This window comes from Acidovorax sp. LjRoot74 (assembly GCF_964254355.1).
Taxonomy (GTDB): Bacteria; Pseudomonadota; Gammaproteobacteria; order Burkholderiales; family Burkholderiaceae_C; genus Acidovorax.
The window spans coordinates 1974108-1987015 of record NZ_CAXUTI020000001.1; the positions used below are offsets into that span (position 1 = coordinate 1974108).

Genomic DNA, 12908 nt, shown 5'->3' on the forward strand with positions numbered 1-12908 from the left:
ACGTTTCAATGACTCATGATGAGGGTTAAGACCATGTTCAAAAAGATCTTTGCACCCGCCGTTGTCGCGGCGCTGTCGATGGCTTGTGCAGTTGCTTTCGCAGCTTCCGCTGGCAACGAGGCACGCGACCAGGCATCGCCGGTCAAGATGCAGGTCGGGGAAGAAACGGCACGCTACTGGAGTCATCCGAGGCTGGGAATGGTCAAGGTGGACGCCGCTGGCCGCATGCTCACGGGTGACTCTGCCAAGGATGATGCTGCGCGATCTGCAGCTCCTTCCGGCAATCCCTCGACCCGCACACGTTGACGCACCCCGGCGAGGCGGTGCAACACCCGTAGCGTCCAGGGAAGGCGGCAAGGGAGCATTGCTGCGATCAAAGTTGAACGCCTGGACATACCGCCATTCATGTGACGCAAGTCAAGGATTGATGATGATCATGCTTGACATTGCCACCATGTAAACCCTTATCGTTCCCCCAAGGTCCATCACCATCTCGATGACCACTTCTTGGAGATCGCCATGAACCACGACCACACCACAGGGCATTCAGAAGCTGCCAACGCCAGCGGAGGCAGCCGCAAATTGATCGGCGCGGTGATCATGCTTGCGCTCATCGGGGCATTCTTCTTGCTCAGGGAGCATTGGTCGCACATCGCGGGCTACTGGCCGTATCTGCTCTTGCTGGCTTGCCCGTTGATGCACCTCTTCCATGGGCACGGGGGGCACGGCTCTCACGAAGGCGATTCGAGCAAAAAGTAATCTTGCAGGCACACAACACATTTGCAGGGAGGCCATTCATGTCCAACGCGGAACCGCACGATCACACCCACCATGGCCATCAGCATCATGAGGGGGTCCACGGGGATACACCGCCGCCCATGACGAAACTGAAAGATCCAGTCTGCGGTATGGACGTGACGGAACAATCGCATCACTCGGCGGAGCATGAGGGGCGGCACTACTACTTCTGTAGCGCCAAGTGCCAAACGAAGTTTGTTGAGGACCCGGACAAGTACGCTGTCACGCCTCCCGGTACCGACAAGGTTGCGCGAGAGCCAGAAGCCACTCAGCCCGGCACCATCTACACCTGCCCCATGCACCCTGAGGTGCAGCAGGACCACCCCGGGAACTGCCCTAAATGCGGCATGACGCTGGAGCCCATGCTCCCCACGCTGGATGAGGGAGAAAACGCCGAACTCGTGGATTTCCGGCATCGCTTCTGGTGGACGTTGCCACTGACCGTGGTGGTCACTGTTCTGGCCATGGTGGGGCACAGGCTGCAGTGGTTCGAAATGGCCACACAGAGCTGGATTGAGCTCGTGCTGACGGTTCCCATCGTGCTGTGGGCTGGCTGGCCCTTCTTTGTGCGTGGTGCCCAATCCATCGCGAACCGCAGTCCCAACATGTGGACGCTGATCGGTCTGGGCACGGGTGCCGCATTTGTCTACAGCGTGGTCGCCACCGTGGCGCCTGGGGTATTTCCGGCCTCGTTCCAGGCCATGGGCCGCGTGGCGGTTTACTTCGAAGCAGCAGCCGTCATCATCTCGCTTACGCTGCTCGGCCAGATGCTGGAGCTGAAGGCACGCTCGCAGACCTCGGCCGCCATCAAATCGCTGCTGGGCCTGGCCCCCAAGACCGCACGGCGTATCGACGCCAACGGTCAGGAGAGTGATGTCCCGTTGTCCCATGTCCATGTGGGAGACCTCTTGCGCGTACGTCCCGGTGAGAAGGTGCCGGTGGATGGCGTGGTGGTCGAGGGGAGCAGCGCGGTGGACGAAGCCATGCTCACTGGCGAGCCTGTGCCCATCGTCAAAGGACCTGGGGACGCCGTCATCGGAGCCACGCTCAATACCAACGGCGCTCTGGTGATCCGGTCCGAGCGGGTGGGCTCGGCCACCATGCTGTCGCAGATCGTTCAAATGGTGGCCCAGGCGCAGCGCTCACGGGCCCCCATGCAGCGCATGGCGGACCAGGTGGCGGGGTACTTTGTCATGGCCGTGGTGGGCATCGCGTTGCTCACGCTGTTCGCGTGGGGCCTGTTCGGCCCGGAGCCACGTTGGGTCTATGGCCTGGTCAATGCCGTGGCCGTGCTGATCATCGCGTGTCCCTGCGCGTTGGGATTGGCAACCCCCATGTCCATCATGGTGGCCACGGGCCGGGGCGCGACCAGCGGCGTGCTGTTCCGGGACGCCGCTGCCATCGAAAACCTACGCAAAGTGGACACGCTGATCGTGGACAAGACGGGAACGCTCACCGAAGGCAAGCCCTCGTTCGAGCGCGTGGTGGCCATGCCCGGTTTGTCCGAGGACGAGGTTCTTCGCCTGGCGGCCAGCCTGGACCAGGGCAGCGAGCATCCGCTGGCCGATGCCATTGTCGAGGCGGCCCGCGCCAAAGGGCTGGCCCTGGACAAACCCGAGGACTTCGAGTCCGGGTCGGGTATCGGTGTGCGCGGACAGGTCGCTGGACGCCAGCTCGCCTTGGGAAACACGGTCCTCATGGAGCAGGTGGGCGTTTCGGCAAATCCGCTGCTTGCGCAGGCAGAGTCCTTGCGCGCCACAGGTGCGAGCGTCATGTACTTAGCAGCCGATGGGCAACTGCAAGGCCTACTGGCGGTCTCGGATGCCGTCAAGGCGAGCACGCCGGAGGCCCTTGCGAATCTGCATGCGGCGGGACTGCGCATCGTCATGGCCACGGGCGACGGCATGACCACCGCCAAGGCGGTAGGTGCAAAGCTGGGGATTGATGAGGTCCATGGGGAGGTCAAGCCTGCCGACAAGCTGGCGCTGGTGTCGCGGCTGCAGGCCGAAGGCCGGGTTGTTGCCATGGCAGGGGATGGGATCAACGACGCGCCCGCCCTTGCCAAGGCAGATGTAGGGATCGCGATGGGTACCGGAACCGATGTGGCGATGAACAGCGCCCAGGTTACCCTGGTCAAGGGTGATCTGCGGGGTATTTCCACTGCGCGGGAGCTGTCTGAGGCGACGGTGGGCAACATGAAGCAGAATCTGATGTTTGCCTTCCTCTACAACGCGCTGGGCATACCGATTGCGGCGGGGCTGCTGTATCCCTTCACCGGTTGGCTGCTATCGCCGATGATCGCGGCCTTGGCGATGAGCCTGAGTTCGGCGTCCGTGATCGCCAACGCCTTGCGGCTTCGCAAGGGCTGAGTTGGCTCGGCAGGCTCGGATTTGATCTAGGTTAAGTCTGTGGCCGCCGCTGGGGATACCATTCGCACCATGATCTTCGCCAGAAGCACCGTATCGCGCCAAGGACGCTGGATAACCAGCTTCCTGGTCGCGGCGTTGCTTCTGATGCAGTTCGCGTTGGCCGCCTATGCCTGTCCCAAGCTGGACTCCGCAGCCCATGCGGCATCGATGCAAAAAGCGGGCATGGCCATGGGAGATGCCGTCGGCATGCCCTCCATGCCCGATTGCCACGCGATGGCGGGCACCATGGATGAGCAGGATCCTCAGCTGTGCCGAGCCCATTGTGACGGCGACAGCTTGTCCTCCCCCTCGCTCCAAGGTCTCGATCTGCAGGCGATCGCGGCGCACGCTATCTGGGTCGCCTATGTGCTGCCTGTGATCCTGGACTCCGAGCGCCATATTGACCCTCGGGCTGTCTACGCGGAGCTGGACAGTCGAGCGGGCGCTCCCCCCATCTATCTAACCCATCAGGTCTTTCGGAATTGATCGTGCACGTCTTGCGCGCTGCCTTGCAGCGTTTGCGCAAGTCTGACTTCGTGCCCCTTCATTTCGAGGACCATCATGCCCAACATCTCCTTCGGCGTTCCCTGCGAGCGCCTGTCTGCGCACCAGCGCATTCGTCCCATCTCGCAGCGCATCCAGGTGCGCAACCTCCACCATCTGCGCCTGGGCGCTCTCGGGTTCCTGCTGGCCGGCACCGGCTTGGCTGGGAACCCGGCGCACGCCCTGGGCTTTGCCGAGGCATTGGACTTGGCGGAACAGCAAAGTCCCCGCATCGCGGCGCAGCGACTGCAGATTGACGCAGCCAGCAGCACCCAGAAGGCCGCAGGGACGTTGCCGGATCCCAAGCTGTCAGTCGGCATCGAGAACTTTCCCGTCAGCGGCATGGACCGGTTCAGCCTCACACGCGAGTCCATGACCATGCAGCGCCTTGCGCTGATGCAGGAGGTGCCCAACCGGGCCAAGCGCGATGCCCAGATCGCCAGTGCCCAGGCCAAAGTGGAACGCGAGCGCGCCGCCCTGGGCGTCCAGCGCCTGCAGATCCGCCAGGAGCTGAGCCAAGCCTGGATCATGGCCCAGGCCATTGAACAGCGCGACCAGGTGCTTGCCGGTCTACTGAGTGAGAACCAGCGCCTGCAGGACAGTCTGCCCGCCCGCATCGCGGGAGGGACGGCCCAGGCGGGCGAACTCTTGATGGCCAGGCAGGAGGCTCTTGCGCTGTCGGACCGCAGGGACGATCTGCAGCGGGACCGATCCAAGGCCAGGGCGATGTTGCGGCGCTGGGTTGGCGCCCGCGCCGACGAGGCGCTGCAGGGAGTTCCCGGGCCGCTGAGCCGCCCTTTGGACCAGCTTCGGTCAGAGGTACACCGCCACGCGGAACTCGCGCAGTACCCGGCCATGCAAGCCATGGCCTTGGCGGAAACGCGCGAAGCCCAGGCAGAAACCAAGGGTGATTGGTCCTGGGAAGTCGCCTACAGCCGCCGCGACCGCCGCTGGGGCGACATGGTGTCTTTCCAGGTGACCTTTGATCTTCCCTGGCAACAGGAGCGGCGTCAGGGACCCCAGATCAAGGCCAAGCAGCTGGAGCTGCAGCGCCTGGAAGCCGAGCAGGAGGACGTGACCCGCAGGCACCTACAGGAGCTGGAGGACAGCGCCTCAGAGCTGGCGGCACTGAACAGTCAGATCGAGCGGCTGCAATCGGCTGGCATCGGCTTGGCACAAGGGCGCGCCGAACTCGCGTTGGCCAACTACCAGTCTGCCAAGGGCGACTTGAGCGCCGTGCTGGCTACAAGGGCCCAGGTGCGGGAGGCGCACTGGCGACTCATTGAGCTGCAGGCACAGCGGGACACCGTGATTGCCCGCCTGAACAGCCTGATCGCGGACTGAAGGGAGAACCACATGACCAATACCGTTTTCAAGAAGACCGCCGTGGCCGTGGCACTGGTGGCTGCTGGCATCGCCCTCGGCTGGGGCGTCTCCCAATGGCGCATGGCGAGCAGTCATCCGTCTGGCGCTACCCCTCCATCGGCAGAAGCGGCGAAGGCCGACCGCAAGGTACTGTACTGGTACGACCCCATGGTGCCGACGCAGAAGTTCGACAAGCCCGGCAAGTCGCCCTACATGGACATGGCCCTGGTCCCCAAGTATGCCGATGAGGACACACAACAAGGCTCCGGTTTGAATGTCTCTGCCCAGGCGGTGCAAGCCCTCGGCCTGCGCACCGCCACGGTGGAGCAGCGCGACATTGGGTCCGATGTGGATGTGCTGGGCACGGTCCAGCTGAATGACCGGGATGTGAGCATCGTTCAGGCGCGCTCAGCCGGGTTTGTGGAACGGGTCTACGCCCGCGCCCCGGGCGACGTGGTGGCCGCAGGCGCGCCATTGGCCGACCTGCTGCTGCCCGAATGGTTGGCGGCGCAGCGCGAGTTTCTCGCGGTCCGGGCGCTCAAGGACGAATCGTTGACGGCAGCGGCGCGCCAGCGGTTGTTGCTGCTGGGTATGCCGGCCTCGCTGGTGGCCCAGGTGGAGCGCACGGGCGAACCTCAAGGCCGCTACACGGTGACCTTCCCGCAGGCTGGGATGGTGGCCGAACTGATGGTGCGCCAAGGCATGACGGTCTCTGCGGGGGCCAACCTGGTGCGCGTGAACGGTTTGGCCAGTGTCTGGATCGAGGCAGCCGTTCCCGAAGCGCAAAGCGGTCCCTTGCAACTGGGGCAGGATGCCCAGGTCCGCCTGGCCGCGTTTCCAGGCGAAACCCTCAAAGCCCGGATTGTGAGCATCCTCCCAGAAGCCAATCGGGACACCCGCACGGTGCGTGTGCGGCTGGAGCTACCCAACCCCGCCCAGCGGCTGAAGGCGGGCATGTCCGGACAGATCGTTCTGGCCGGACGGACACAACCAGCGCTGCTGGTGCCCAGCGAAGCGGTGATCCGCACCGGCAAGCGGGCGCTGGTCTACGTGGTGGATGGCCCCGGCAAGTACCACCCCGTCCAGGTCCAACTCGGCGCGGAAATCGATGACCGCCTCGTCATTCAAAGCGGCCTCACCGCAGGGCAACAGGTGGTCGCCTCGGCACAGTTCCTGATCGACTCGGAAGCCAGCCTGCGAGGCATCATGCCCACACAGCCTCCAAGCAGCGGCGTACAGCCGATCAACGAACAGGGGTCTTCAAAGTCTGCTGCTCCGGCATCGAAGAGCTTTACGGTGCGAGGGGTGGTCGATGAGGTCACCCCCACCGAGCTGACCCTGACCCATGAGGCGGTCCCTGAACTGAAGTGGCCCGGCATGACCATGCCATTCAAGCTGGCAAACCCGGAGCTGGCAAAGGCCCTCAAACCCGAGCAGCAGGTCAAGTTCACCTTCCAGCAGCAAGGCAAGGACTTTGTGATCACCGCCGTGGAAAGGATCAAGCCATGATCGCGCGTCTGATCCGCTGGTCGGTGGCGAACCGATTTCTGGTTCTGCTGGCGACCGTGATGCTGACCGCTTGGGGCGTGTGGGGCGTGCGCAGTACCCCCGTGGACGCTCTTCCCGACTTGTCCGATGTCCAGGTCATCATCCGCACATCCTATCCCGGCCAGGCGCCTCAGATTGTGGAGAACCAGGTCACCTACCCACTGTCCACCACCATGCTGTCCGTCCCGGGCGCCAAGACGGTGCGAGGTTTCTCGTTCTTCGGCGACTCATTCGTCTACATCCTGTTCGAGGATGGCACGGACCTGTACTGGGCGCGTTCGCGGGTACTGGAGTACATGAACCAGGTGCAGGGACGACTACCCGCTACGGCCAAGTCATCGTTGGGCCCAGATGCCACCGGGGTGGGCTGGATCTTCCAGTACGCCCTGGTAGATCGCACCGGCAAAAACGACTTGGCCCAGCTGCGCGCTCTGCAGGACTGGTTCCTGAAGTTCGAACTCAAGAGCCTGCCCAACGTCGCAGAAGTGGCGTCGGTGGGCGGCATGGTCAAGCAGTACCAGGTGGTGCTCGACCCCATCAAGCTCGCAGCCCAAGGGCTGACCCAGACGCAGGTCCGCGAAGCCATCATGGGAGCCAACCAGGAAACGGGGGGATCGGTGCTGGAGTTGTCCGGGGCCGAGTACATGGTGCGCGCCAGCGGCTACCTCAAGACGCTGGACGATTTCCGGGCCATCCCCCTGGTGTCCCGCGCCGGAATTCCTATTCGCCTGGGCGATGTCGCGACGCTACAAATCGGGCCGGAGATGCGGCGCGGCATCGCCGAACTCGACGGCGAGGGGGAAGTGGCCGGGGGCGTGGTGGTCCTGCGCTCGGGCAAAAATGCCCAGGAAACCATCAAAGCCGTCAAGGCCAAGCTCAGTGAGCTGCAAAGCAGCCTGCCCAAGGGCGTGGAGATCGTCACCACCTACGACCGCAGTGCACTCATTGAGCGTGCGATCCAAAACCTCACCACCAAACTCGTAGAGGAGTTCATCGTGGTGGCCCTGGTCTGTGTTTTGTTTCTCTGGCACCTGCGCTCTGCGCTGGTCGCCATCATTTCTCTGCCTCTGGGGATCATGGCGGCGTTTCTGGTGATGCGCTACCAGGGCATCAACGCCAACATCATGTCCCTGGGCGGGATCGCAATCGCCGTGGGCGCCATGGTCGATGCGGCAGTGGTCATGATTGAGAACGCTCACAAGAAGCTGGAGGCCTGGCAGCGCAAGCATCCCGACCGCCAGCTGGTGGGGGAAGAACGCTGGAAGGTGATCACCGAAGCTGCCGAGGAGGTCGGCCCCGCGCTGTTCTTCTCGCTGCTCATCATCACCTTGTCCTTCGTGCCGGTCTTCACGCTGGAAGCGCAGGAAGGTCGGTTGTTCGGCCCCCTGGCGTTCACCAAGACCTATGCGATGGCCGCAGCAGCGGCTCTCTCGGTCACGCTCATCCCCGTCCTCATGGGCTACTGGATCCGAGGGCGTATCCCTGACGAGCAGAAAAACCCCATCACCCGCGCGCTGATTGCCGTGTACCGACCTTGCCTGGAGTGGGTCTTGCATCGTCCCAAATCCACCCTGGTCATCGCCGTGCTGGCGCTGACGACCACGATCTGGCCCCTGTCGCGGTTGGGGGGCGAGTTCCTGCCCAGGCTGGATGAAGGCGATCTGCTGTACATGCCGTCAGCCCTGCCGGGCCTGTCGGCACAGCGAGCCACGGAGCTTCTGCAATTGAGCAACCGGATGATCAAGACGGTGCCCGAGGTCGAGCGCGTCTTCGGCAAGGCGGGCCGAGCAGAGACCGCCACCGATCCGGCGCCGCTGGAAATGTTCGAGACCACGGTGAAGCTCAAGCCCAGAGACCAGTGGCGTCCAGGAATGACGCCCGAGGGCCTGATCGAAGAGCTGGACAAGGCCGTCAAGATCCCCGGCCTGTCCAACATCTGGATTCCGCCCATCCGTAACCGCATCGACATGCTGGCCACCGGCATCAAGAGCCCCATCGGTGTCAAGGTGACGGGCAACGACCTGCAGGTGATCGATGGGATCGCGGCACAGGTCGAGCAGGTCGCCAAGGGCATTCCGGGAGTGAGCTCGTCACTGGCCGAGCGCCTGACGGGGGGCCGCTACGTCGATGTCCGCATCGATCGCACGGCCGCGGGGCGCTACGGGCTGAATGTGTCCGATATCCAGGCCGTGGTCTCCGGGGCCATCGGTGGAGAAAACGTCTCGGAAACGGTCGAGGGCCTGGCGCGCTTCCCCATCAACCTGCGCTACCCGCGTGAGTGGAGAGACTCGCCCGAACGGCTGGCCCAGTTGCCCATCTCCACCCCCATGGGGCAGCAAATCACGCTGGCAACGGTGGCCAGCGTTTCTATCACCGATGGACCACCCATGCTCAAGAGCGAGAACGCCCGCCCATCGGGCTGGGTGTATGTCGATGTGCGGGGCCGCGATCTGGCGTCCGTGGCCAGTGACCTGCGCGATGCGGTGAGCCGCCAGATCAAGCTGGAGCCCGGGGTCAGCATCACGTACTCAGGCCAGTTCGAGTACCTGGAGCGGGCCAATGCCCGCCTCAAGGTGGTGGTGCCTGCCACCTTGTTGATCATCTTCGTGCTGTTGTACCTGACCTTCTCGCGCATGGGTGAGGCGGGACTGATCATGGCGACGCTGCCATTTGCGCTCACCGGGGGCATCTGGTTCCTGTACCTCATGAACTACAACCTTTCGATCGCCACCGGTGTGGGCTTCATCGCCCTGGCGGGGGTCGCGGCTGAGTTCGGGGTGGTCATGCTCATCTACCTCAAGCAGGCACTCGCAGAGAGGTGTCCAGACGGCAGGCAGCCCACGCTGGAAGAGCTGCTGGATGCGATCCGGGAAGGTGCTGTGCTGCGCGTGCGACCCAAGGCCATGACCGTGGCTGTCATCCTTGCGGGCCTGGTGCCCATCGTGTGGAGCAGCGGGACAGGCTCGGAGGTCATGAGCCGCATCGCGGCCCCTATGCTGGGCGGCATGGTGACAGCGCCGCTGCTGTCCTTGTTCGTGATTCCTGCGGCCTATGTGCTGATGCGTAAGCCTAGGAGAGTAAAAACAGAAGCATCCGGAGGCTGAACGCTGCGTTGCGCAAGCTGGTGCTAGCGATAAACCAGTTGTTTCTCACTCCCAATCGCGCACGCTTGCATGCTATTTTGCGCACGGTGCAAGCGTCAGGCGTGCAAAATCTGCGGACTGACCGCCCGGAAAGAACAACAGTGGAAATTCGTAAGCGCAACAACGTGCATGTGATCGATGCAATTCGCCCGGACGTCCCCGTGCTCGTCTATGCGCACGGCTTTGGGTGTAGCCAGCATATGTGGCGACACATCACTCCGGCCTTTGAAGGTAAGTGCCACCAGGTCTTGTTCGACTACGTCGGCTGCGGCCAATCAGACTTGGCCGCCTTTGACCCCGTGAAGTACGCAAGTCTGAAAGGCTACGTGCAAGATCTGCTGGATGTATGCGACGCATTGGGCATCGAGCGCGGAGTGCATTTTGTTGGACATTCGGTCAGCGCCAGCATCGGCCTGCTGGCCTCCATCGAGCGACCTACGCTTTTTGACCGCCTGATTCTGGTTGGCCCGTCGCCTTGCTACCTCAATCACGCACCGGATTATTTTGGAGGATTCGAGCGCAAGGATTTGGATGGCCTATTGGACCTCATGGACCAGAACTTCATGGGCTGGTCCAGCTATCTCGCACCTATTGTGGCAGGAGCGCCGCAGGCAGACAGTCTGGGCGGAGAGTTGTCCGAGAGCTTCTGCTCAACCGATCCTACGATGGCTCGTATCTTTGCGCAGGCAACCTTCTTTGCAGATAGCAGAGAGGATCTACCGCGCGTGACCCGGCCAAGTCTGATCCTGCAGCATGGCAAAGATGCATTGGCGCCCCTTTCTGTCGGGGAGTACATGCACAAGAAGCTCAGGGGCAGCACGTTGGAAGTGCTGGACGTGACCGGACACTGCGCTCACATGAGTCACCCACATCTGGTGACGGCCGCCATGCAACGATATCTCTCACTCACCTGAGCGAGACCGAGAGGGCTGGATATGCTGGCGGTTGATGACATCCCTTGCGCGATGATGATTACGGACCCGGAGGGGCACATCGTGCGGATAAACAGGGAGTTCCTTGTACTGATCGGGGGCACAGAGGCTTTTTGGCTCGGCCACTCCATGGATGAGCTGTTGACACCAGCTTCTCGAATTTTCAGTCAGACCCACCTGTTCCCCACGCTGCATCACGCAAAGAGTGCGCGCGAAGTTTTTCTCCACCTGCGCGGTTTCGATGGCGAAACTGTTCCTGTCATGATCAATGCAGTAAACAAGCGACTGGAGATGGGTGACAACATCGTATGGGCTTTCTTTGTGGCCCGCGAACGCAGCCGTTTCGAGGGCGAGTTGATCAAGGCGCGTGCAGAGGCACAGGCCCTTGCCCAGCGCTTGGCGGCCAGCAATGAACAGGTTGAACTGCAGAATCGCCAGCTTTCGGAACTGAGTCTTTCTGATCCACTCACAGGTCTCAAAAACCGCCGTGCGCTAGAGTTGACCGTGCAAGATTGGCAGCGGTCTGCCTCTCCAAACAGCTCGGCGTCGTTGTTGATGGTGGATGTGGATTACTTCAAACGTATCAACGACGCACATGGCCATCCCGAGGACGACCGGGTGCTGGTCAATTTAGCGCGCCAGTTACAGGCAGGCGCCCGAGGTTCGGACTTGGTCGCGCGATACGGCGGGGAAGAGTTCGTTGTATGGTTGCCCGATGCGGAGGTGGAAGCAGCAGCCCGCGTCGCCGAGCGGGTACACAAATGCGCCAGACGGGTGCGCTCAGCGGCGGGGCCAGTAACGGTCAGTGTTGGGCTGGCATGTGCTGTACACGAAACCGGAGCGGACTTCCTTGCCCGACTGTTAAAGCGCTCTGATGAAGCTGTTTACAGTGCAAAGGCGCTCGGGCGCAACTGCACAGTGGTTCGTGACTGAGTCGTCAAGCCTCGCGCGGCTCACCAGCACTTGGAATAGTGATAGCTTGCCGCCGCAAAGATCGTTCGCCAGGAGGCTACTTGGATGGCATGGTCGCTTGGCGGTCCACCATCATTTGCATCATCTGTTCCATCATGGCCATACGGCGCTCCATTTGAGCATGCATACCCATCATGCCTCCCATGCCTGCGTTCCCAGGGGCTGAGGGTACGGCAGGTTTGCCCTGCGCCCCCTGCTGCATCATCCCCATGCCCATACCACCAGAATTACCGGCCCCCATCATGGCCATGCCTGACTGCATGAGCCTCATGTGCTCATCCATCAGGGCAGAACGTTCGGCGGGAGTCTTGGCCGCCTGCATTTTTTTGTGCATTTCCTGCATCGCCTTCATTTGATGATCGAAGGCGTCCGGTGCAGGCGCAGCAGTAGCGGCCGGGGCCGGTTGGGTGACCGCGCCACCGCTCTGCACGCCACCGGCAGGGTGGTGGCCTGCGTGTTCGTCCGCAGGTTTCGGAGATTGCGCGATGGCACAGCCTGCCACGAAAAGGGTTGTCAATAGCCCAGCGACGATGTTCAGACGCATGATGGTCTCCTTGGTAGTTCAACTACAGCATGACGACGTCTGCCTTGCATCGTCATGATCCACGTCAACCGAGATTGCGGGCCGAGACGCGCAGCAGCAGCCACCGGTTGCTCGGCGCGATGAAGTCCCCATCACGGCGTCTGCTTTGTATCCGGCACGCTCAATTGCGGAGCGTACAAGCTCCACAATGCCGTCTTCGGCTTGCCCAGGAACGCTGACCTGCCGCGCGGCCAAATCGATTTCTACGTCGATGCCCGCCAGCATTTGAGCCTGAGCTATTGCTCGACGAATGCGCTGAACACAACCGCCGCACGTCATATCAGGAACATTGAAATGGACCATGTGAGCCTCCTTCGGTTGATTCACGGTTTGACTATGAGCCTTGTCATGATGAGAAGGTCAAGCCCATGCGCAAAGATCAGCCGGGCATCAAGATCGAGAGCGGCAGTCGCCAAGGCATATAAGGCTATGCCGATGCAATCATGCTTGGCGAGTTGCATACTGGAAGGCACTTAACGTTTTATCGAGCCGCCTATGGACCTCGAGGACCTGCTTAAGCTGGCTTGAAAGCGCAAGCCATGTCAGGAGCTAATAGCTTGGTGTTCTTCACCTCCATCCAAAAATATGGCCCACAGCTCCGAACGACTGATGAGAG

The 12908-nt window shown here is 62.2% G+C and carries 12 protein-coding genes; 9 read left to right on the top strand and 3 right to left on the bottom strand.

The window, feature by feature from the left end:
• Nucleotides 1–33 precede the first annotated feature (33 nt).
• From ACSQ3O_RS09035 to ACSQ3O_RS09075, 9 genes are all read left to right on the top strand, one after another.
• Complete coding sequence (locus tag ACSQ3O_RS09035) at nt 34–306, top strand: hypothetical protein (protein WP_015012929.1); 273 nt, start codon at nt 34–36, stop codon at nt 304–306.
• A gap of 213 nt (nt 307–519) precedes the next feature.
• Complete coding sequence (locus ACSQ3O_RS09040; protein ID WP_015012930.1) at nt 520–759, top strand: DUF2933 domain-containing protein; 240 nt, start codon at nt 520–522, stop codon at nt 757–759.
• 119 nt (nt 760–878) lie between these two features.
• Nucleotides 879–3167: a heavy metal translocating P-type ATPase gene (locus ACSQ3O_RS09045; protein ID WP_436138582.1), complete on the top strand. Its 2289-nt coding sequence runs from the start codon at nt 879–881 to the stop codon at nt 3165–3167.
• Between the two features lie 69 nt (nt 3168–3236).
• The gene (locus ACSQ3O_RS09050) at nt 3237–3692 is read left to right on the top strand and encodes a hypothetical protein (RefSeq protein ID WP_015012946.1); all 456 of its coding nucleotides are present in this window, start codon (nt 3237–3239) and stop codon (nt 3690–3692) included.
• Nucleotides 3693–3767: 75 nt separating this feature from the next.
• Nucleotides 3768–5093 (top strand): TolC family protein, encoded by a 1326-nt coding sequence (locus tag ACSQ3O_RS09055; protein ID WP_436138583.1) that lies wholly within the window; start codon nt 3768–3770, stop codon nt 5091–5093.
• Between the two features lie 12 nt (nt 5094–5105).
• Nucleotides 5106–6623: an efflux RND transporter periplasmic adaptor subunit gene (locus ACSQ3O_RS09060; protein ID WP_436138584.1), complete on the top strand. Its 1518-nt coding sequence runs from the start codon at nt 5106–5108 to the stop codon at nt 6621–6623.
• Nucleotides 6620–9766 (top strand): efflux RND transporter permease subunit, encoded by a 3147-nt coding sequence (locus tag ACSQ3O_RS09065; protein WP_436138585.1) that lies wholly within the window; start codon nt 6620–6622, stop codon nt 9764–9766. The genes ACSQ3O_RS09060 and ACSQ3O_RS09065 overlap by 4 nt, the downstream gene beginning before the upstream one ends.
• 8 nt (nt 9767–9774) lie before the next feature.
• Nucleotides 9775–10719, top strand: coding sequence for an alpha/beta fold hydrolase (locus ACSQ3O_RS09070; protein ID WP_436138586.1), 945 nt, complete (start codon nt 9775–9777; stop codon nt 10717–10719).
• A 21-nt stretch (nt 10720–10740) separates the two neighbouring features.
• Nucleotides 10741–11670: a sensor domain-containing diguanylate cyclase gene (locus tag ACSQ3O_RS09075; protein ID WP_436138587.1), complete on the top strand. Its 930-nt coding sequence runs from the start codon at nt 10741–10743 to the stop codon at nt 11668–11670.
• Between the two features lie 76 nt (nt 11671–11746).
• On the opposite strand, the gene ACSQ3O_RS09080 is transcribed toward ACSQ3O_RS09075, so the two are convergent.
• From ACSQ3O_RS09080 to ACSQ3O_RS09090, 3 genes are read right to left on the bottom strand one after another with little or no spacing between them, the layout of a single operon-like run.
• Complete coding sequence (locus tag ACSQ3O_RS09080) at nt 11747–12253, bottom strand: hypothetical protein (RefSeq protein ID WP_436138588.1); 507 nt, start codon at nt 12251–12253, stop codon at nt 11747–11749.
• 18 nt (nt 12254–12271) lie between these two features.
• Nucleotides 12272–12595, bottom strand: coding sequence for a heavy-metal-associated domain-containing protein (locus ACSQ3O_RS09085; protein ID WP_289814564.1), 324 nt, complete (start codon nt 12593–12595; stop codon nt 12272–12274).
• A gap of 20 nt (nt 12596–12615) precedes the next feature.
• Entirely contained in the window at nt 12616–12753 is a 138-nt protein-coding gene (locus ACSQ3O_RS09090) for a hypothetical protein (protein WP_436138589.1), read from the bottom strand.
• Nucleotides 12754–12908: the final 155 nt, after the last annotated feature.